This window comes from Streptomyces pseudoechinosporeus (assembly GCF_054783935.1).
In genome coordinates this window covers 139,814-158,781 of sequence record NZ_BAAGPS010000094.1, presented here as the reverse complement: position 1 = coordinate 158,781, position 18,968 = coordinate 139,814, and the positions used below count along the sequence as shown (strand labels likewise).

The window sequence follows — 18,968 nt, the reverse complement described above, 5'->3', positions numbered from 1 at the left end:
GCTGTGCGAGCTCCTCGGCGCCTTCGCGTCAGGCCCGCGCCACTGTGCCCGCGATCAGCGTGGCGACGGCGTTTTCCAGGGTGGCGCGCAGGTCCAGGCGGAGCTCCATCACGGTGGGGTCGGCTTCGTAGGCGGCGAGCACGCTGGCGGAGGGCCGGCAGTAGGTCGAAAGGGTGCCGGCCAGGATCACCGTCATCATGGCCACCGTCCGGGCGCCATCGCCGACTTCGGGCACGTACTGGCGGATGAGGTCGGCCGTGGTCGTGATGCCGGCGATGGCTGACCTCTTGTGCCGCACCACGACGTCGACGGACACGTTGTGCTCCAGCACATTGGCCTGGGCGTTGACGAGATCGAGCAGCACCGTCTGGCGTGCGAGGGATGCGCTGAGTACCGCGGCCACCTGGTCGCCGCGTTCGCGCGCCGACAGGTGTGGGTCGACACCCTTGGCCAGTTCGTCCGGCACCTCCGCCAGCCATCTCTCCATGGCGCGCACGAGCAGTTCGAACAGCACCGCCTCACGGGACTCGAAGTAACGCAGCACGTTCGACTTGGCCAGCCCGACCCGTCGGCTCAGCTCGTTGAGGCTCAGGTCGGCCACCGGCATCTCGTCGAGCATCGCCGCCGCCGTGTCCAGGATCGTCCGGCGCCGGATCTCGCGCTGCTCCTTGCTGCGTGCCCGCTGGAATGTCATGCACCCCAGTTTACAAACCAGCGGTCTCTTGACACCAGACCGGCGGTCTCTTACTGTCGACGCCATAACAGACCAACGGTCTATAAGGAGATTGGCATGAAGTGGACCGAGCGTGACATCCCCGAGCAGAAGGGGCGGGTGGCGGTCGTGACCGGCGCCAACACCGGCCTCGGCTTCGAGACCGCCCGTGCTCTGGCGGAACACGGGGCAACGGTGGTGCTGGCCGTACGGGACGTCGAGAAGGGCAGGCAGGCGGCCGCCCGCATGTCCGGCGACGTCACCGTGCAGGAGCTGGACCTGACGTCACTGGAGTCGATCCGCGCCGCCGCGGCCGACCTGCACGGAACGCACACGGGGATCGACCTGCTGATCAACAACGCCGGTGTGATGCACACGCCGAAGCAGACCACGCGCGACGGGTTCGAGATGCAGTTCGGCACCAACCACCTCGGCCCCTTCGCGTTCACCGGGCTGGTGCTGGACCTGCTGCTGCCCGTGCCGGGCTCGCGGGTGGTGACGGTCAGCAGCCTCGCCCACCGCATGCGGGCCGCCATCCGCTTCGACGACCTGCAGTCGGAGCGGTCCTACAGCCGAGTCGCGGCCTACGGGCAGTCGAAGCTGGCGAACCTGCTGTTCACCTACGAGCTGCAACGCCGTCTCGGCTCGCTCAGCACCACGATCTCGGTGGCCGCACACCCGGGTGTGGCCACCACCGACCTCACGCGCAACACCTTCGCCGCGATGCGGGTGATCAACCCCGTGATCGCGCCCCTGACGAGCCAGAAGCCGGAGATGGGCGCACTGGCGACCCTGCGCGCGGCCACCGACCCCACCGTCCGCGGCGGCCAGTACTACGGCCCGGACGGGATGGGCGGGCTCCGAGGACACCCGAAGGTCGTCGAGTCCAGCCCCGATTCCCACGACCGGACCGTCCAGCAACGCCTGTGGACGGTCTCCGAGAACCTCACCGGCGTGAAGTTCCCTGTCTAGGCCTTGGGGAGGGCCGGCGTCTCGCTCATCAGGTTGGCGCGGCTTTGCTGTCACACGGACCGATGACGGCAAAGCCGGGGCCACCGGAAATCCAAACTGATCAGCAGTGCCGGATCCTGCTCCACGGAGGACCTACCTGTCAGCCCCGTACGTCCCGTATTCCGGAAGCCCCGTCGATTCGTAGACGAGGATCGTCAGTCCGCCCGGTGTCCTCTCGTTGCTCAGGAGGCGTAGGCCCGCCGGGGCGCCGCCGTCCGGGAACAGGCGGCGGCCGGTGCCTACGACGACCGGAGCGATCGCGAGGCGTAGTTCGTCGATCAGGCCGGCGGCCAGCAGGGACTGGCCGAGTCGAGCGCTGCCGTGGATCTGGAGTTCGCGGCCGGGCTGCCGCTTCAGTTCGGCTACCTGGGCGGGGATGTCGCCGGAGAGAATCGTGGTCGGGTTCCAGTCGGCTCTGGTGAGGCTGTGGGAGGCGACGTACTTCGGCAGACCGTTCAGGATGGCGGCGGACGGGTGCTCGGTCATCTTCGGCCAGTCCCGCGCGAAGTTCAGGTACGTACGGCGGCCGAAGAGGAACGCGTCCGCCTGCTCGAGCCATGTGCCGGCCAGCCGCTCGAACGTCTCGTCCAGATGCGGCACGAACCAGCCGCCCTGGGTGAATCCGTCGCTCGTGTCCTCGTCCGGGGCACCGGGCCCCTGGGATACGCCGTCCAGCGACAGGAACTCCTGCAGCACCAATTTCATCGCGCACCACTCTCCTTTACGGCAGGGGCCGCCAACCGTCCCCTCTCCCTTATGGACCTGGTGCCGCGCGGAAACTCATCGGTCCGAACCGACCGGTCCGGGAGCCCTCACTAATGCGGCCCCGCCGCCCCCGCGCTGATCAGGGCCGCGCAGGCGACGACCGCGGCGCACAGGGCCGTGAGGTAGCGGACCGAGACATGGCGGGCCGTGACGTGGAGCGCCGAGACATAGCGCGTGGATTTGCGTCGGAACACGGCGACAACCTCGCATCGTCAGTGCGTTAAGTGAGCGCAATCGTAGGTTTAACGCGCCGCTTAACGTAGGGCGGAACGGGCTCCGGGGCAAGAGGGGGCGTCAATCTCCCGCCCGCTTCCCGCGAGCACTAACTGGCTTGTTACGAGCGGAAGTTGACTTGCCAGTAACGGTAAGTCAACTTCCTGGCATGCTGGGACCATGGCCGAGCGTGACGACCCGGGGATCATCGGGCGCCGAGTCCAGCAGCTGCGTACCGAACGTGGGCTGACGCAGAGGCAGTTGGCGGAAGGGGCATACACGCCGGCCTACATCTCCACGCTGGAGGCCGGGCGCGTACGGCCCTCGGAGGAGGCGTTGCGGCACATCGCCGCCCGGCTCGGCGTCGCGTACGAGGAACTGGCCACCGGCCGGCCCGCCCACCTCGCCACGAACCTGCGGCTACGGCTCACCGACGCGCAGCGCACCCTGGCCACCGGCGAGGCGGAGGCCGCGGCCGAGCAGTACGCGGCGCTGCTGGCGGAGGCGGAGGCTCACGGGCTCGACGCCGAGTGCGCCGCCGCCCTGCTGGGGCTCGGCGAATGCGCCCTGGAATCCGGCGACCTGATCGCCGGGCGGCTCCGGTTCGAGCAGGCGGAGAAACGGCTCGCGGACGCGCCGTTACCGATCCGGGTGCCGGCCCTGCGCGGCCGTGCGGTCGCCCACTACCTGGCGGGCGAACTCCGGTACGCCTGCTACCTGTTGGAGTCCACCCTCGACGAACTCAACCGCACCGGCCTGCACGACCCCGGCGCCCTGGTCCTCCTCTACGCGAGCGTGATCGGGCCGTACATGGACATGGGCGCCCACGCGCGCGCCGCCCAGGCCGCGGAGTTCGCCCTCGCGCTGGCTCCGCAGGTGGAGGATCCGGCGCTGGTGGCCCGTATGCACCGGTCCGTCGCCCGTACGTTGCTCGCCGAGGGGCGGATCGCGGAGGCGGACGCGTCCCTGGCGAAGGCCGCGGAACTGTACCGCCAGCTACAGATCCGTACGGAGCTCGCCAACTGCCACTGGATGCGCGGCTATGTGTACGCCCACAACGGTGAACTGGCGCGGGCGGAGAGCGAGTTGCGCGAGGCCCGAGCGATCCTCGCCGCCAAGCGCGCGACGCTCTACACCAGCCAGGTGGTGGTGGAGCTGGCGGACGTCCTGCATCGGCAGGGGAAGTCGGCCGAGGCGGCGAAGCTGCTTCGGGATGTGCTGGGGGATCTGAGTTCGGAGCGGGGTGCTGTTCATTCGGCTGCGGCTCATCGGCTGCTGGGGATCATCGCCGAGGACGCACGGGATACGGAGGCGGCCGAGGAGCACTATGTGCGTGCGCTGAGCCTGTTGGAGCGGGCGGGGGCGGCGGGGGATCTGGCCGACCTGTGCCGGTTGCTGGGCGACCTGCTGCGGCGTACGGGCCGGACCGAGGCGGCGCTGGACGCGTACCGGACGGGTCTGGGGCACCAGACCGCGCCGGGGACTACGACGCTGGGGCCGGCGCCGGCGCATCCTCCACTCTGAGAGCCGCGAGACGCCGCAGCAGCTCTGACTGCTCCCACTGCTCTGCTACTCCAACTACTCCGACGCCTCGAGTGCGGACTTCACCATGGAGGCCGCGGCCTCCATGCCCCTCTCGTTCGGGTGGTACGGAGTCCGCCCCGAGGCGGGCCGGTACGTCTCCACCCACGGGTCGGACGAGCACGCGTCGTGGCCCTGGCTGGCGGCGGCGACGTCGACCAGGGTCGCCCCGGTGTCGTCCGCCGCGGTGGCGGTCGCGTCCGCCAGGCGGGTGGCGATGCTCTGCCCGAACGCCAGCTGGTCGGCGGTGAGCGGCACATTGGCGCAGGTACCGGCGTCGGGCAGGACGGTGAGGTAGTTCACCAGGTAGACGTCCGCTTCCGGGGCCTTGTCATAGACGGCGTTCACGACGCTCTCGAGCCGGTCGGTCAGCACGTCGAAGGTCTGGTTGATCGCAGACTGGTCCACGGTGCCGCAGTTCGTGCCGCCGCTGGTCTGGCAGGAGTACGTGCTGAGGCTGCCGAGGTAGTTGACGTCGTTGCCCCCGATGGTGATCGTGACTAAGCGGGTCGAGCTGGTCACAGCGTCGATCTGCGGCGGGTGCGCACCCTGGGCGGAGGTGAGGATGTTCGCCGTGGTGGCGCCGCTGCACGAGACCTCCGTCAGGTTCGCCCCGGTGTCGCGGGCCACGATGCCGGCGTAGTTGGCGTCCGACCGCCCGCACGCCGTGCCCCCACTGGTGGACCCCGGCGGGATGCCCGGGCCCGCGGCGAACGAACTGCCCATCGCGACATACTCGACCCCGGCCACCGAGGTCGCGGCGTGGCTGCGCGCTTCGACCCCCGCCTGTCCGGTCTTCGTCTTCGCCGCGGCCGAGCCGGTGTTCTTCGTACCGCCGCTGATGTCCCCGGTGGCGCTGCCGCCGCAGGCCGTGAGGGTGAGGGCACCGACCGCCAGGACCGCACAAGCCGTCAGGGCGTTTCGTCGGGTCTTGTTCTGCTTCGTCACGAGCTGCTCCCGTATTCAAGAGGTGTGGTCCGCTCCGGTTGTCAGAGGAGACCACTCTTGGGACTGACGGGATCCCGGTGAAACAAGGTGATGGCCGATGCGTGACAGAAGCATGACATCCGGAGGGCGGAAGGCCTTTGAGGGGGCTGAACCTTCCAGAGCGTCAGCAGGCACGAGGCTCGGTCCCGAATGGTTCCTTCCGGCATACGGGGCTGACGCGTAGGCCCGTCCGTGCCGAACTGATCCCGACGGCCGGAAGTGATCGCTGGGCGACCCTGGACACGTCGCCGGACGACGCCCCCTGGGAGCCGCTTCGCACCAGGTCAGCCGGTCGCGTTCCGCGCGGGCTGCGGGGCATCGTAGTTGACCACGCCGCCGAGGTTCTCATCGGCGGCCTTCGCCCAGGAGCCGTCCGCGATCATCTTGTCGATCGCCGCGTCGATGTCGTCGCGCAGTTCCGTCTCGCCCTTGGGCACCCCGACGCCGTAGAGGTTCTCGGCGCTGAGTTCCTGTCCGGCCAGCCGGTAGTTACCGGGATTCCCGCTATCGGCGGCGTATCCGGCGAGGAGGGCGTCGTCGGCGGTCAGGGCATCGACCTCGCCTCTGTCCAGGGCAGTGAGGCATTCCGAGTAGGACGGGTACACCGTGAGCTGCACCTCCGGTGCCAGCTTCTTCACGATCTCCGCGGACTCGGAGTTGGAGCCGGTGACCGAGCACACCTTCCTGCCGTTGAGGTCCCTCACGGAGGTCGGGTTGTCGGCGCGCATCAGCACGTCCTGGCTGGCGGAGAGGTAGGGGCCGGAGAAGTCGACCTCTTTTTTCCGTGCGTCGGTGATCTGATAGCCGGCGACGACGAAGTCGACCTCGCCGTCTACCAGGAGGTTCGTACGCTCGGCGGCCGACGCCTCCCGCCACGCGATGTCCTCGGCTTTGACGCCGAGTTCGGCGGCAATGTACCGGGCGACGTCGATGTCGAAGCCCTCGTACTTCCCGCTCGAGAGTCCCGTACTCATGCCCGGCCGGTCGGTCATGATGCCGATCGTCAGGCTATCCGGCCAGCTACGGCCACCGGAGCCGGACGCGGACGCGGTCGGGGAGCCGGTCGGAGAGCCGGTCGCGGACCCGGTTGGCGAACCGCCCGCTTTCGCACCGTCACCGCCCCCCGGCAGCAGCCATATCACCGTCGCCAATGCGAGCCCTCCGACCGCCAGGGAAGCCGTGGCCGCCAACGGGACCCGGCGTCGGCGCCGTGCCGGGAGCGCCGGTGCCGGCGTCGGCGCCGGCGCCGGCCCGGCCAGCCGCTGGTACGCCGGTAACTCCGCCAACGCGTCGGTGACGCCACACCGCCGGACGATCTCCAGCGGGGCGGGCCGCCGCGCCGGTTCCCGGTCGACGCACTGCCGTATGAGCTCGGCGAGCCCGGGCTCCACCCCGTCGACGTCGATCTCGCCGTGCACGACGCGGTAGCTGACGGCCGGCCACTCCCCGCCGCCGTACGGCGCCCGGCCGGTCGCGGCGGCGGCCATCGTCGCGCCAAGCGCGAACACATCCGCCGCCGGGCCCGCCTCGCCGCCCAGCAGCACCTCGGGCGCGGTATAGCCGGGGGTACCTGGCGTCTGGCCGGTGCGCGTGAGCTCCGTGTGCTCCGCCGCCCGGGCGATCCCGAAGTCGATCAACTGCGGCCCGCCCGGGGCCAGGATGACGTTGTGCGGCTTCACGTCCCGATGCACCACCCCATGCCCGTGCACCGCCGCCAGGGCCTCCGCAAGCGCGGCGAACAGCCCCATACACAGGGTGGGTTCGAGGGACGTGCCGCGTGTTGCCTTCAGCAGCGTCGGGCCCGGCACGAACTCCGTCGCCAGCCAGTACGGCGGCACGTCCAGGGAAGCGCCGACGAGACGAGCGGTGTACGGGCTGCGCACCGCGCGCACCGTCGCCACCTCACGCCGGAACCGGGTCAGGACGTCGGCATCCTCCGCGAAGTCCTCGCGGATCACCTTGACCGCCACCTGCATCCCACCCGGCGACCGCCCCAGATACACCCGCCCCATGCCGCCGCTGCCCAGCCGGGCCAGCAGTGTGAACTCGCCCAGGCGCTTGGGATCCTGGCTTCTCAACGTCTCCACGCGCACCACTCTGGCAGAGAGGCGGGCACGAGGGAGGTAGAAGATCGGACTGCCAAAGCACTCCGGATAACTTCGACCGGTCTACAGCGAGGTGACGAAGGCGGAGAAGGCGTCGGGGGTGACGGTGAAGGCTCCGCCTTCGGGGTTCTTGGAGTCGCGGACGGCGATGTGGGGGGTGAGGTCGGCGACCTCGACGCAGTCACCTCCGGTGCTGCCGCTGTGCGTCGACTTGCGCCACTCGGCGGTGCCGAGCGGGGCGCACTCGACACAGTCACCGCCACTGCTGCTGCTGTAACTGGACTTACGCCACGTCGCGGCTGTCAGCCCCTGGCTGGTCTCCATAGCGCTCCTCCATTACGTGGGCGATCAGCGCTGCCGAGTCCTGCACCGAGAGTGCGGCAGCCTGCAGTTGATCGTAATGGAGCCAGCCCTCGCTGACGCTGTCCGGGTTGGCGGTCATGTGCCCCTGGATGAAGTCCTCGGTGTAGACGATGTCCGGGTCGTCGTCGAAGCGCAGGAGGTTGAACGCGCCCGGGAGACCCGGGTGTTGGCCAGCCGAGAAGGGCAACACCTGGATCTTCACTCGCCGTTGGCTGCCGCAGCTCAACATGTGCGCGAGTTGGTTTCGCATGACCTTCCGGCCGCCCATGGGGCGATACAGCACTGCCTCGTCCAGTACCACCCAGACCAGCGGCGGATTCTCCTTCCGCAGGATGCGTTGCCGCTCCATCCGGGCCGCGACCAACTCGTCGAGGTTCTCCGGCTCCGGGGCACCGAGCACGGCACGTGCGTACTCCTCCGTCTGCAGGAGCCCGTAGACCACCTGCGCCTGAAACGTGGAGATGTACGTGGCTCGCGCCTCCATCTCCGCGTACGGCTGGAACCAACTCGGCAGCTGGGACCGGAGTACCAGCCCGACCAACCGCGAGAAGGCGCCCCCCGTCTCCAACGCCACATCCACCCGCTCGCTGAACTCCCGCGTCGGAACCTTGTGCGCCGTCTCGATCTGACCGATCAGGGACCCCGTACAGAACACGGCGGAACCCAACTGCTTCTGGCTGAGCCCCGCCGCTTCGCGGAAGCGGCGCAGCTCCGCGCCGTAGTAGTCCAGCGGGCTCGCGCTGGGATCGAGGTTGCGGATATTGACCATGGGGCGCCAACTCCCAAGTGCACACGGCACATCGTTTCGTTCCAGGTGTAGCCGAGCGTAGTCAATCGACTCCACTCTGGTGGCGTGAATCACGCAACTGACCTTCCAGAGGCGGGACTTGGCGCCAGGTATGGCGGCAACTTCACCGTCGGTGACCACTCGGCCCGGTACTTGCGCCGCATTCTCCGGGCGTACCTGATGGCATGGCAGATGCCCGAACTGATCGACGCGGCGGGCCTCGCACTCACCGAGCTGGTGGCGAATGTCGTACGGCACGTACCGGGGCGGCGCTGTTCGCTGCTGATACTGCGGCGGCCGGAGGGGGTGCGGGTGGAGGTGACGGACCCCTGCCCCTCGCCGCCGTTGTCCACAGCTGTGGACGAACTGACGGAGGGCGGCCGGGGTCTGCTGATCACAGAGGCGGTCACGGACCGGTGGGGCTGGCAGCCGTTGACGGACGGCCGCCCCGGCAAGACGGTGTGGTTCGAGTGCGACGCCAAGGCACAGACATGAAGACATGACCGTACGCTGCAACTCGTGACCTCTCCCGCCGCCCGTACCGCGCTGGACCTCACCGCCGACCTCCCGCTCCCCGCGCTGGAGGACTTCTACCGCGACCTGCACCGCCATCCGGAGCTGTCCCTCGCCGAACACCGCACGGCGGCGCGGCTCGCGGAGCGGTTGCGGGCGGCCGGGTACGAGACGGCCGAGGACGTCGGCGGTACGGGGGTGGTGGGGCTGCTGCGCAACGGCGACGGGCCGACCGTACTGCTGCGCGGCGACATGGACGCGCTGCCGGTCGCCGAGGAGACCGGGCTGCCGTACGCCTCCGAGACGCCCGGTGTCATGCACGCCTGCGGGCACGACCTGCACGTCACCTGGCTCGCGGGCGCCGCGTCCGCGCTCGCCGACGGGCGCGACACCTGGTCCGGCACGCTGCTCGTGGTGGGCCAGCCCGCCGAGGAGACCGGCATGGGGGCGGCGGCGATGGTCGGGGACGGGCTGTACGAACGTTTCCCGCGCCCCGACGTCCTGCTCGCGCAGCACGCGGCGCCCGGGCCGACCGGGCTGTACGCGCACTCGCCCGGCCTGATCATGTCCGCCGCGACGGACGTCGACATCGTCGTGCACGGGGTGGGCGGCCACGGGTCCCGGCCCGAGGCGACGGTCGACCCGGTGGTGACGGCGGCGTACATCGTGACGCGTCTGCAGACCGTCGTATCAAGGGAGTTGGCGGCCCGGGAGTCCGCCGTCCTGACGGTCGGGCGGATCGAGGCGGGCACCCGGCACAACATCATCCCGTCCGAGGCGCACATCGCCCTCAACCTCCGTACGCAGTCCGCCGACGTACGCGACCGGATGCTCGCCGCGATCCGTCGCATCGCCGCGGGCGAGTGCGCGGCGGCGGGCTGCCCGCGCGAACCCACGGTCACCGTCGGCAGCAGCTTCCCGGTCACCGTCAACGACATGGACACCGACCGCCGCGTCGCCGCCGTCCACGGCGAGGTCTTCGGCGCGGGCACGGTCCTCGACTTCGGCCCCGTGATGGGCAGCGAGGACTTCCCCTTCCTCGCCGAGGGCGGCCTCCCGTACGCGTACTGGTTCGTGACGAGCACCCCCGCCGACGTATGGAACGAGGCGGCCACGGCCGGCGACCTGATGCAACAGCTCGCAGCGGTCCCGAGCAACCACAGCCCGCACTTCGCCCCTGACCTGGGGACGGTGGGGCCGGGGGTGCGGACGTTGGTGTCGGGGGCGCTGGAGATGCTGGCGGGGCGGTGACCAGTCCCGCACCTGTTCTTACGGAGCCGTGACGTGCTGGGCGCGGAAGCGGTGTTCGGCGGGGTGCGGGCCTAGCGTTCCCGTTATGCGAGTACTGGTCACCGGCGGAGCCGGGTTCATCGGGTCGGCGATCGTGGAGGCGCTTCGGGCGCGGGGGCATGAGGGGGTCGTCTACGACCTCGTGTCCGGGGGCGATGTGCGGGATCGGGACGCCGTGGGGCGGGCGCTCGACGGGGTGGATGCCGTGTGTCATCAGGCCGCCATGGTGGGGCTGGGGAAGGGGTTCGAGGATGCGGCCGCGTATGTGAGCAGCAATGATCTTGGGACCGCCGTGTTGTTGTCGGCCATGGCGGATGTGGGGGTGCGGGGGCTGGTGCTCGCCGGGTCGATGGTCGTTTATGGGGAGGGGCGGTACGAGTGCGGGCGGCATGGGGTCGTGCGGCCGGGGCCTCGGGATGTCGCCGATCTCGACGCCGGGCGCTTCGAGCCCAACTGCCCTGTCTGCGGTGCCGAGTTGGCGCCGGGGCTTGTGGGTGAGGACGCTCCCGTCGATCCCCGCAACGTGTACGCCACGACCAAGCTCGCCCAGGAGCATCTGGCCTCCTCCTGGGCCCGTGCGGTGGGCGGACGGACGGTTTCGCTTCGGTACCACAACGTGTACGGGCCGGGGATGCCGCGCGACACTCCGTACGCGGGGGTCGCCTCCTTCTTCCGTTCCGCGCTGGCACGTGGTCAGTCGCCTCGGGTCTTCGAGGACGGGGGGCAGCGGCGGGACTTCGTGCATGTGCGTGATGTGGCTTCCGCCAATGTGCTGGCTCTGGAGGCCCTTTCGGACGCCGCCCCCTTCACCGCCTACAACGTGGGCAGCGGCGATCCGCACACCGTGGGCGAGCTGGCCGAAGCGCTGGCCGCCGCCCATGGGGGTCCGGCGCCCGTCGTCACCGGGGAGTACCGGCTCGGCGACGTCCGGCACATCACGGCGGATTCGGCGCGGGTGCGCGGGGAGTTGGGGTGGAAGCCGGAGATGGGGTTCGAGGAGGGCGTACGGGAGTTCGCCACGGCGGCGGGGCTGAGGGATCCCGGCTGACCAGGTAACGACCGGGTAGTTCGTCAGCCCACCTGCTGCGTCGCCCTCAGTTGCTCCAGACGCCGGTGTATGTGCTGGAGCGCGCCCTCGCGGCGGCCCGGTACGCGTGCGCGCAACTCGGCGAGGGCGGCGCCCAGTTCGCGAGCCGGGCCCGCGTCGGCGATACGGCCCCACTGGTGGTGGGCCCGGTCGACGGCCGCCTCGACACCGGGGGCGTCCGGGGACTGACCCGCGCCGAGCCGTACATCGGCCACGGCCAGCCAGGTCCGGCAGCTGCGCACGGCGTCCCCGGCGAACATGGCCAGATCGGCCCGCACTTCCATCCAGTGCACGACCTCGTCCGAACCGGGCCCGTACGTACGCAGAGCCTCCTCCTCCCAGCGGCCGGCCATCCCGTCGGCGTCACCGTGCCGTCCGGCCTCCACGGCGGAGGCGATCTCGGCGTGGGGGTCGGAGGGGGCGGATGCCTCCGGCGGCGGGGCGGCGGGGACGAAGGGCGCGGGCGCCTCCGGCGGAGAGGCGGCGGGGACGAAGGGCGCGGGAACGGCGGGGGCTGGCACGAAGGGTGCGGGCGCGGAAGGTACCGCACCCGCACCCCGCGCCGCAGCCGACGTCGGCACCGCAGGCGCGGAGGCCATCGCAGCCGCGGCCGTGCCCGGCATCCCGCCGGGCTCCGGCACCGCGGGCGCACCCGGTATCGCGCCCGACCCCGTCACCGCGGTCTCCCAAGGCCCCCGTACCGCCCCCGACTCCACCGCCAGCACGAGGTCCCGCCGTATCGCCTCCGGCTCCTCCCCCGACACCCGCGTCAGTGCCTGCTGGTGCAACTGGCCCGGCGCCGGGCGGTGCCCGCTGCGCAGGATCGTCGCGACGGACTTCATGTATGTCGGCACCGCGAGCGTCCGTCGGGGCGGGGGCGGGGCGACCCGTCCGTACAGCCGGGCTCCCGGACCGACGGCGAGCGGCTGCGTGACCAGGTGCTGCCAGGTCTCCGCGTCGGTGTGGAGGTCGACGAACACCGTTGTGCTGCCGGGGGCGCGCAGCCGCAGCTCCTCGCGGATCCAGTGCCAGGGGAAGCCGGTGTAGCGGACGGTCGACGGGGTCGTACGGGCCAGGGCCAGGTGCGGAAGCCGTTGGCGGCGGTCGAGTTGGAGCTGGCCGGTGAGGAAGACCGTCAGCGGGCCGGGAGCCGTCGCGGCGGCGCGCAGGCGGGTCAGGACGGCCTGGGGTTCCAAGGGGTCGGCCAGTTCGACGACGTTCGCGGTGTCCGCGCCGGAGAGCACCGCGGGCGCCACCGCCGCGAGCACGGGAAGCACCGACGCCGCGTCCACCAGACACCCCTTGCCCGCCGGCGAAGCCGCGAGCAGCAGCACCGTTCCAGGCATCGTTCCCGCCCCCTCCCCATCGATCAGCACGTCAGCACCGTAACCGCTGCGCGTGCAAAGCGGGGACAGAGGGAACCATGGGGTTCGAGCAAGCGGACGAAGTCCCTCACCCTACCTGCGGGTACGTGTGACTATGGGTGCTCCTGTGAAACTTGAAGTATCAAGGCCAGCTGAAGTACCTCGGCCAGCAAAGGAACAGGACATGACTCACCCTGTCCCCACCACACAAGCCACCACTGCCACCAACACCGCCCCCGCCACCGGCCACCTCCTCGTGGTGGACGACGAGGACGGCGTCCGCGCCATGCTCACCATGGCCCTGGAGTTCGTCGGCTTCGAGGTGACCTGCGCCGCCACCGGCTGCCAGGCCCTGAACGCCGTCACCCGCCGCGCCCCCGACCTCGTCCTGCTCGACGTCAACCTTCCCGACCTCGACGGCTTCGAGGTCTGCAGCAGCCTGCGCGAACGCGGCCTGAACGTACCGGTGTTGTTCCTCACCGGACGTACCGACGTCGACGACCGGGTACGCGGACTCGACCTCGGCGGCGACGACTTCGTCACCAAGCCGTTCGAACTGAAGGAAGTGGTGGCCCGCATCCGCGCCCTGCTGCGCCGCACCGGCGAACGGCCCGAGCAGAGCAGCCAGTTGAGGGCCGGACACGTACAACTCGACCCCGACACCTACCAGGTGTGGGCGTCCGGGCAGCCCGTCGGGCTCACCCACACCGAGTTCTCCCTGCTGCGCTATCTGATGGAGAACGCGGGCCGGGTGCTCACCCGCCTCCAGATCCAGGAACGCGTCTGGAACCACCGCGACGAGAGCTCCGGCATCGTGGACACATACGTCTACTACCTGCGCCGCAAGCTCGGCGACGGGGACCAGTCACTGATCCGGACCGTCCGCGGTGTGGGCTATCAGCTGTGCGCGACCTGAGCCTCGAGCTCTGGATCCAGCTGAGCCTCGCGCTGTTGCTCGCGGCGACGCCGGCCGGTGTGCTGGTGATGCACCGGCGGGAGGCCCAGCGTTGGGAGAAGTCGGAGCTGCGGCTGCGGCAGTTCCTGGTCACCGCGGGGCATGAGCTGCGCAACCCGCTGACCACCATCTCCGGTTACGCCCAGATGGCCCTCGTCGGCGACCGCTTCAACGAGGAGCTGCGCACCGAGGCGCTCGGGCGCGTGCACGACGAGATCGTGCGCATGGACTCGCTCATCGACGAACTGGTCCTGCTGTCCCGCCACGACCTGCGCCGCGCACTGAAACCCCAACGGATCGACCTGGCCGACCTGTGCCGCGAAGCGGTCACCTCCGCCCGCGACCTCCACCCCGAGCATCCGGTACGGCTCCTCGTCGCCCCCGGCGACCACATCGTCCGCGCCGACACCCTGCGCCTCCACCAGGTGATCGCCAACCTGCTGGCCAACGCCCGCAGACACACCCCCGTGGGCACCGCGACCACCCTGGCGGTCGGCACGGAAGACGGCTACCGGGTCCTGGAGGTGAAGGACGAGGGCCCAGGGGTGCCGCCCGACCTCCGGGCCCATGTCTTCGACCCCTTCGTACGGGGCGACTCGGGCACCTCCGCCTCCGGCACGGGTCTCGGGCTCAGCGTCGTAGCGGCGATAGCCGTGGCCCACGGCGGCACGGCGAGTCTTGAACCGTCGGACGCGGGGGCGTGGTTCAGGGTGCGACTGCCGGCGGCGCCTTGATTACTCGTTGTGCTAAAGCGGGCCTCTTCTTTTAGGGGCGCGGGGAACTGCGCGACCAGCCACAACGAATCCGCAGCTTCGAACCGGCCCGCCAGCGGAGCGCTTACGCATCGACCGTCGGCAGCGTCACCTCGAACCGGCAACCCCCCGACACGTTACGTACAACCGCCCGCCCCTGGTGAGCCTCCACAATCCCGCGCACGATAGCGAGCCCAAGCCCCGCCCCCGCCGGAGGCGTCCGCGCATGGGTACCCCGCCACCCCGTATCGAAGACGCGCGGCAGATCCTCCTCGGGAATGCCTCCGCAGCCGTCCGTCACCGACAACACAACCCCCTCCGGGGACCGGTGCGCGGAAACGGCCACCGTCCCATCCGACGGCGTCCGCCGAATCGCGTTGACCAGCAGATTCCCGAGTACGCGACTCATCTCCTTGCCGTCGACCTCGACCGGCACCGGATCGATGCCGGCGCCGACCAGCCGTACGCCATGCTCGCGGGCGAGCGCGTGCGCCCCCGCGAGCGCGTCCCCGACGAGGTCGTACACCGACATCCGTGAAGGGCTCAGCGCCAGCGCGCCCGCATGGATGCGGGAGAGTTCGAAGAGGTCGCCGACCATGTCGTTGAGCCGCTCGACCTCCGTACGGATCTGCCGCAGATAGCGCTCCGGCTCCGCCGCGACCCCGTCCTCCAGCGCCTCCGACATCGCGCGCAGGCCGGCCAGCGGCGTGCGCAGGTCGTGCGAGATCCAGGCGACCAGCTCGCGCCGGGAGGTCTCCAGGGCGCGTTCGCGCTCCCGGGACTCGTGAAGCTTCGCGCTGGTGGCCGCCAGCTCCCGGCTCAGTGCTTCGAGTTCGGCGGTCGCGTGCCCTGCGGGCGCGGCGAAGTCACCGCCGTCGCCGAAGGAGCGGGCGGCGAGCGTGAGCGCCCGGCTGCGGGCGACCACCCAGCGGCCCAGGAGCATCGCCGTCGCCAAGGAGACCACGGCCGCCATCGCGACGACGGTCGTCACGACGGTGAGGTCGTGATCGTTCAGGAACATCGCCTGCGCCACTGCCAGTGTTCCGGCGAGCATCGCGGTCACGGCGACGGCGGTGACCACGCCCAGCGAGACGGTCAGGGACCGCCGCCGGACGAGCCGCAGCGTGAGCGCCCCGAACAGCCCGGCGGCCGCCGCTCCGAGGAAGGCGAAGAAGGCGATGAGGAGTATGTCCTGCATGGGGGGTATTTCCTCCATGGCGATCATCAGCCCTCCCCTCCGTCGGAAACACCGGCCGCGTCAGCACCGGCCGTGTCGAAGCGGTACCCCACCCCCCACACCGTCTGGATCAGCGCGGGCCGCGCCGGGTCCGTCTCGATCTTGGCGCGCAGTCTGCGGACATGGACGGTGACCGTGGAGAGGTCGCCGAAGTCCCAGCCCCAGACCTCGCGCATCAGCTCCTCGCGGCTGTACGCGTGTCCGGGGTGCCGCAGGAAGAAGGCGAGGAGGTCGAACTCGCGGACGGTGAGGGCGAGTTCCGTACCGTCCTTGGTGGCGCGGCGGCCCTCGGGATCCACGCTGAGTCCGGCCGCGCGCAGCAGTCCGCGCGGTTCGGCGGAGGGCCGGCTGCGGCGCAGTACGGACTCGACGCGCAGGACCAGCTCGCGGGGGCTGAACGGCTTGGTGACGTAGTCGTCGGCGCCGACCTCCAGGCCGAGGATCCGGTCGTCCTCGTCGCCGCGGGCGGTCAGCATGATCACGGGTACGGGGCCCCGCCCGCGCATCCGGCGGCACACCTCAAGGCCGTCCATGCCGGGCAGCATCAGGTCCAGTACGACCAGGTCGGGCCAGTGCGCGGTGGCCTGCGCGAGCGCGGCGGGGCCGTCGACGGCGCGGTCCACGACGTATCCGGCGCGGTCGAGGTAGCCCGAGACGATCTCGGCGACGGTGGGGTCGTCGTCGACGACGAGGACGCGGGTGCCGGAGGGGCCGGGGTTGTCGTACGGCTGCGGCTGGTGCATGACGTCAGGGTCGCACCACGGGCGCGCGGATGTCCTGCCCCGCTTCGTCCGTCCTTGATTCGTAAGGAGATCCGTCCGGAGATCCCTCAGGAATCCCCTCAGCGGACCGACGTCCGTGTTTCGTAAGGAGCCGCTGTCTGTTATGTCCGCTTCACGTTCGTACTGTGAAAGCCGTGTACCCCAACCCCACCACGAAACCCGACGTCGATGTCGTCCTGCCCTGTCTGAACGAAGCCGCCGCGCTCCCCTGGGTGCTGGCCCTCATCCCCGAGGGCTGGCGCGCGCTCGTCGTGGACAACGGTTCCACCGACGGCTCCGCCGACGTGGCCCGCGACCTCGGCGCGAGTGTCGTCCACGAGGAGCGACGCGGCTTCGGGGCGGCCTGCCACGCGGGGCTGCTCGCCGCGAGCGCGGACATCGTCTGCTTCTGCGACTGCGACGCCTCGCTCGACCCGTCCCTGCTCGTGCCCTTCGTACGCGAGATCCGTGACGGTGAGGCCGATCTGGTGCTCGGGCGGCGGCGCCCGCAGGGCCGTGGCGCCTGGCCGGCGCACGCCCGCGCGGGCAATCTCGCGCTGTCCCGGATGCTCCGCCGCCGTACCGGCGTACGCCTGCACGACCTGGGCCCGCTCCGTGCCGCCCGCCGCGAGGCCCTGCTCGGCCTCGGGCTCACGGACCGCCGCAGCGGCTACCCCCTGCAGATGGTCGTCCGCGCCGCCGACGCCGGCTGGCGCATCGCCGAGCACGACGTTCCGTACCTGCCGCGCACCGGCACCTCCAAGGTCACCGGCACCTGGCGCGGGACCTGGCACGCGGTACGGGACATGCGCCGGGTGCTGACGGAGCCGGCGTACGCCACCGTCCACGACTCCGGCCGAGGAACCGGCCAAGGACCCTTCCAAGGAGGAGCCCACCGATGACCACCCTGCTCGTCATCGCCAAGGAACCGCGCCCCGGACGCGTGAAGACCCGGCTCACCCCGCCGTTCACGCCCGAGGAGGCGGCGGCGCTGGCGGAGGCCGCGCTGGCCGACACCTTGAGCGCGGTGCTCGCGACGCCCGCGGACCGGCGGGTCCTGGTGCTCGACGGGGAGCCGGGGCCATGGCTGCCGCCCGGCGTCGAGGTGGTCCCCCAGAGCGCGGGCGGGCTCGACGAACGGCTGGCCGCGGCGTTCGCGGACTGCGCGGGGCCGACGCTGCTCGTCGGCATGGACACCCCGCAGATGACCGCCGAACTCCTCGCGTTCGGGGCGGACTTCACAGACTGCGACGCCTGGTTCGGGCCCGCGGAGGACGGCGGCTTCTGGGCGCTGGGGCTCGCCTCGCCCGACCCCGCGCTGCTGCGTGGCGTACCGATGTCGACGCCCACGACAGGAGCCGTGCAGCGGGCCCGGCTCACCACCGCCGGACTGCGCGTACGCGATCTGCCGCGGCTGCGGGACGTCGACACGGCGTACGACGCCTGGCTGGTCGCCGAACAGGTCATGGTTCAGGGGCAGGGCGGCCGGTTCGCGGCGGAGTACGACCGGGTGTCGGCGGGCGTGCGGCGAGCGGACGTGGAGCGACCGGACGTCGAGCGAGCGGTCGTGGGGCGGTGAGCACGGCGAGTGCGACGGGTACGGCGAGTACAGCGACCGCGTGGTGCGTCGACCCGTACGCGGACGCTCTCCGCGACGGGCGCGGCCCCCTCTTCCTCCGCCGCACCGACGGCTGGCTGCTCCCGCTGGAGGTCGAGCGGTGGTGTGCGCGGGCCGACGGCGCCGATCTTTCGGCGCTGCAGCGGTGCGAAGGGGCCGTACTGGATGTGGGCTGCGGACCCGGGCGGCTGGTCGCGGCGCTCGCCTTACGGGGGCGGACCGTGCTCGGGATCGACGTCAGCGAGGCGGCCGTCGCACACACCGTCCGGCTCGGCGGGCAGGCGTTGCGCCGGTCGGTGTTCGAGCCGTTGCCGGGGGAGGGGCGCTGGGACACGGCGCTGCTCATCGACGGGAACATCGGGATCGGCGGCGACCCGGACGCCCTTCTCCGCAGGATCGCCCAACTCCTCGCTCCGGGCGGCCTGTTGATCGCCGAGACGGCGCCCGTGGACGTCGACGAGCAGGTGCAGGTCCATGTCACCGACGCCCAGGGAGCCGCGGGAACCCCGTTCCCCTGGGCCCGGCTCGGCAGCCGCGCCCTGCTGAGGCGCGCACGCCGGCTCGGCTGGCGTACGGACGGTACGGCCGGTCAGTGGACGGCGGACGGACGCTGCTTCGTGGCCCTGCGCCGCGCCCGCACCGAACGGATCAGCATCCACAGCGCCGACACCCCGAAGAGCACGGCCGTCATCAGCAGCCAGCGGGCCAGGAACACATCGGCGGACGAACCGGTGGACGCCTCGTAACGCCGCTTGACTCGCCCGCTGATCAGCGGAAACCACACCAGCAGCAGAAGTCCGGACAGGGCCGCCGGGACGCGCACGAACATCAGCCACTCCCGGCGCCCGACCGCCCCGAGCGCCGCCC

The 18,968-nt window shown here is 70.9% G+C and carries 20 protein-coding genes; 10 read left to right on the top strand and 10 right to left on the bottom strand.

The features are described from left to right. Positions 1–28 precede the first annotated feature (28 nt). A complete protein-coding gene (locus ACYVO6_RS49265) occupies positions 29–694 on the bottom strand; it encodes a TetR family transcriptional regulator (protein ID WP_461073556.1) in 666 nt (221 codons plus the stop codon). 96 nt (positions 695–790) lie between these two features. Here ACYVO6_RS49265 and ACYVO6_RS49260 point away from each other — a divergent pair, with 96 nt between their 5' ends. Next, positions 791–1,684, top strand: coding sequence for an SDR family NAD(P)-dependent oxidoreductase (locus ACYVO6_RS49260; RefSeq protein ID WP_461073554.1), 894 nt, complete (start codon positions 791–793; stop codon positions 1,682–1,684). A 132-nt stretch (positions 1,685–1,816) separates the two neighbouring features. Here the strand turns inward: ACYVO6_RS49260 and ACYVO6_RS49255 are convergent, their stop codons facing one another. Further along, positions 1,817–2,428, bottom strand: a complete 612-nt coding sequence (locus ACYVO6_RS49255; protein WP_461073552.1) for a dihydrofolate reductase family protein — start codon at positions 2,426–2,428, stop codon at positions 1,817–1,819. A 110-nt stretch (positions 2,429–2,538) separates the two neighbouring features. Then, positions 2,539–2,682 carry a hypothetical protein gene (locus ACYVO6_RS49250; protein WP_461073550.1) on the bottom strand — a complete coding sequence of 48 codons (144 nt, stop codon included), beginning with the start codon at positions 2,680–2,682 and terminating at the stop codon, positions 2,539–2,541. Between the two features lie 199 nt (positions 2,683–2,881). On the opposite strand from ACYVO6_RS49250, the gene ACYVO6_RS49245 reads away from it, so the two are divergent. After that, positions 2,882–4,225, top strand: a complete 1,344-nt coding sequence (locus tag ACYVO6_RS49245) for a helix-turn-helix domain-containing protein (protein WP_461073548.1) — start codon at positions 2,882–2,884, stop codon at positions 4,223–4,225. A 54-nt stretch (positions 4,226–4,279) separates the two neighbouring features. Here the strand turns inward: ACYVO6_RS49245 and ACYVO6_RS49240 are convergent, their stop codons facing one another. The 4 genes from ACYVO6_RS49240 to ACYVO6_RS49225 form a co-directional block, all read right to left on the bottom strand. Beyond that, a complete protein-coding gene (locus ACYVO6_RS49240) occupies positions 4,280–5,230 on the bottom strand; it encodes an SGNH/GDSL hydrolase family protein (RefSeq protein WP_461073546.1) in 951 nt (316 codons plus the stop codon). Between the two features lie 323 nt (positions 5,231–5,553). Beyond that, positions 5,554–7,356, bottom strand: a complete 1,803-nt coding sequence (locus ACYVO6_RS49235) for a bifunctional serine/threonine-protein kinase/glutamate ABC transporter substrate-binding protein (RefSeq protein WP_461073544.1) — start codon at positions 7,354–7,356, stop codon at positions 5,554–5,556. A gap of 81 nt (positions 7,357–7,437) precedes the next feature. Beyond that, positions 7,438–7,698, bottom strand: coding sequence for a DUF397 domain-containing protein (locus ACYVO6_RS49230; protein WP_461073542.1), 261 nt, complete (start codon positions 7,696–7,698; stop codon positions 7,438–7,440). Continuing rightward, positions 7,658–8,506 carry a helix-turn-helix domain-containing protein gene (locus ACYVO6_RS49225; protein WP_461073540.1) on the bottom strand — a complete coding sequence of 283 codons (849 nt, stop codon included), beginning with the start codon at positions 8,504–8,506 and terminating at the stop codon, positions 7,658–7,660. Before ACYVO6_RS49225 ends, ACYVO6_RS49230 begins: the two co-directional genes overlap by 41 nt. A gap of 84 nt (positions 8,507–8,590) precedes the next feature. Here ACYVO6_RS49225 and ACYVO6_RS49220 point away from each other — a divergent pair, with 84 nt between their 5' ends. The 3 genes from ACYVO6_RS49220 to ACYVO6_RS49210 all read left to right on the top strand — a co-directional run bounded on the left by ACYVO6_RS49220 (position 8,591) and on the right by ACYVO6_RS49210 (position 11,375). Then, complete coding sequence (locus tag ACYVO6_RS49220) at positions 8,591–9,019, top strand: ATP-binding protein (RefSeq protein WP_461073538.1); 429 nt, start codon at positions 8,591–8,593, stop codon at positions 9,017–9,019. Between the two features lie 24 nt (positions 9,020–9,043). Then, a complete protein-coding gene (locus ACYVO6_RS49215) occupies positions 9,044–10,288 on the top strand; it encodes an amidohydrolase (RefSeq protein WP_461073536.1) in 1,245 nt (414 codons plus the stop codon). An 85-nt stretch (positions 10,289–10,373) separates the two neighbouring features. Further along, positions 10,374–11,375, top strand: coding sequence for an NAD-dependent epimerase/dehydratase family protein (locus ACYVO6_RS49210; protein WP_461073534.1), 1,002 nt, complete (start codon positions 10,374–10,376; stop codon positions 11,373–11,375). Between the two features lie 23 nt (positions 11,376–11,398). Here the strand turns inward: ACYVO6_RS49210 and ACYVO6_RS49205 are convergent, their stop codons facing one another. Then, complete coding sequence (locus ACYVO6_RS49205; protein ID WP_461073595.1) at positions 11,399–12,760, bottom strand: hypothetical protein; 1,362 nt, start codon at positions 12,758–12,760, stop codon at positions 11,399–11,401. 202 nt (positions 12,761–12,962) lie between these two features. On the opposite strand from ACYVO6_RS49205, the gene ACYVO6_RS49200 reads away from it, so the two are divergent. Both ACYVO6_RS49200 and ACYVO6_RS49195 read left to right on the top strand, forming a co-directional pair. Then, positions 12,963–13,694, top strand: coding sequence for a response regulator transcription factor (locus ACYVO6_RS49200; protein WP_461073532.1), 732 nt, complete (start codon positions 12,963–12,965; stop codon positions 13,692–13,694). After that, the gene (locus ACYVO6_RS49195; RefSeq protein ID WP_461073530.1) at positions 13,682–14,467 is read left to right on the top strand and encodes a sensor histidine kinase; all 786 of its coding nucleotides are present in this window, start codon (positions 13,682–13,684) and stop codon (positions 14,465–14,467) included. Before ACYVO6_RS49200 ends, ACYVO6_RS49195 begins: the two co-directional genes overlap by 13 nt. A 103-nt stretch (positions 14,468–14,570) precedes the next feature. Here the strand turns inward: ACYVO6_RS49195 and ACYVO6_RS49190 are convergent, their stop codons facing one another. Together ACYVO6_RS49190 and ACYVO6_RS49185 are read right to left on the bottom strand one after the other, a co-directional pair. Next, positions 14,571–15,683 carry a sensor histidine kinase gene (locus tag ACYVO6_RS49190; RefSeq protein WP_461073528.1) on the bottom strand — a complete coding sequence of 371 codons (1,113 nt, stop codon included), beginning with the start codon at positions 15,681–15,683 and terminating at the stop codon, positions 14,571–14,573. A gap of 26 nt (positions 15,684–15,709) precedes the next feature. Beyond that, positions 15,710–16,465, bottom strand: a complete 756-nt coding sequence (locus ACYVO6_RS49185; RefSeq protein WP_461073526.1) for a response regulator transcription factor — start codon at positions 16,463–16,465, stop codon at positions 15,710–15,712. Positions 16,466–16,629: 164 nt separating this feature from the next. On the opposite strand from ACYVO6_RS49185, the gene ACYVO6_RS49180 reads away from it, so the two are divergent. The 3 genes from ACYVO6_RS49180 to ACYVO6_RS49170 are packed head-to-tail and all read left to right on the top strand — an operon-like array spanning position 16,630 to position 18,847. Beyond that, positions 16,630–17,385, top strand: a complete 756-nt coding sequence (locus ACYVO6_RS49180) for a glycosyltransferase family 2 protein (protein WP_461073524.1) — start codon at positions 16,630–16,632, stop codon at positions 17,383–17,385. Further along, on the top strand, positions 17,382–18,062 hold the full coding sequence (locus ACYVO6_RS49175) for a TIGR04282 family arsenosugar biosynthesis glycosyltransferase (protein ID WP_461073522.1): 681 nt from the start codon (positions 17,382–17,384) through the stop codon (positions 18,060–18,062). The genes ACYVO6_RS49180 and ACYVO6_RS49175 overlap by 4 nt, the downstream gene beginning before the upstream one ends. Then, complete coding sequence (locus ACYVO6_RS49170) at positions 18,059–18,847, top strand: class I SAM-dependent methyltransferase (protein WP_461073520.1); 789 nt, start codon at positions 18,059–18,061, stop codon at positions 18,845–18,847. The genes ACYVO6_RS49175 and ACYVO6_RS49170 overlap by 4 nt, the downstream gene beginning before the upstream one ends. Positions 18,848–18,968: the final 121 nt, after the last annotated feature.

What these genes read in the sequence shown, in the direction of transcription:
- ACYVO6_RS49205 (WP_461073595.1), bottom strand. Translation starts at nt 12,760, where the DNA reads ATGCCTGGAACGGTGCTGCTGCTCGCGGCTTCGCCGGCGGGCAAGGGG.
- ACYVO6_RS49200 (WP_461073532.1), top strand. Translation starts at nt 12,963, where the DNA reads ATGACTCACCCTGTCCCCACCACACAAGCCACCACTGCCACCAACACC.
- ACYVO6_RS49245 (WP_461073548.1), top strand. Translation starts at nt 2,882, where the DNA reads ATGGCCGAGCGTGACGACCCGGGGATCATCGGGCGCCGAGTCCAGCAG.
- ACYVO6_RS49190 (WP_461073528.1), bottom strand. Translation starts at nt 15,683, where the DNA reads ATGCAGGACATACTCCTCATCGCCTTCTTCGCCTTCCTCGGAGCGGCG.
- ACYVO6_RS49175 (WP_461073522.1), top strand. Translation starts at nt 17,382, where the DNA reads ATGACCACCCTGCTCGTCATCGCCAAGGAACCGCGCCCCGGACGCGTG.
- ACYVO6_RS49255 (WP_461073552.1), bottom strand. Translation starts at nt 2,428, where the DNA reads ATGAAATTGGTGCTGCAGGAGTTCCTGTCGCTGGACGGCGTATCCCAG.
- ACYVO6_RS49265 (WP_461073556.1), bottom strand. Translation starts at nt 694, where the DNA reads ATGACATTCCAGCGGGCACGCAGCAAGGAGCAGCGCGAGATCCGGCGC.
- ACYVO6_RS49260 (WP_461073554.1), top strand. Translation starts at nt 791, where the DNA reads ATGAAGTGGACCGAGCGTGACATCCCCGAGCAGAAGGGGCGGGTGGCG.
- ACYVO6_RS49210 (WP_461073534.1), top strand. Translation starts at nt 10,374, where the DNA reads ATGCGAGTACTGGTCACCGGCGGAGCCGGGTTCATCGGGTCGGCGATC.
- ACYVO6_RS49230 (WP_461073542.1), bottom strand. Translation starts at nt 7,698, where the DNA reads ATGGAGACCAGCCAGGGGCTGACAGCCGCGACGTGGCGTAAGTCCAGT.
- ACYVO6_RS49185 (WP_461073526.1), bottom strand. Translation starts at nt 16,465, where the DNA reads ATGCACCAGCCGCAGCCGTACGACAACCCCGGCCCCTCCGGCACCCGC.
- ACYVO6_RS49225 (WP_461073540.1), bottom strand. Translation starts at nt 8,506, where the DNA reads ATGGTCAATATCCGCAACCTCGATCCCAGCGCGAGCCCGCTGGACTAC.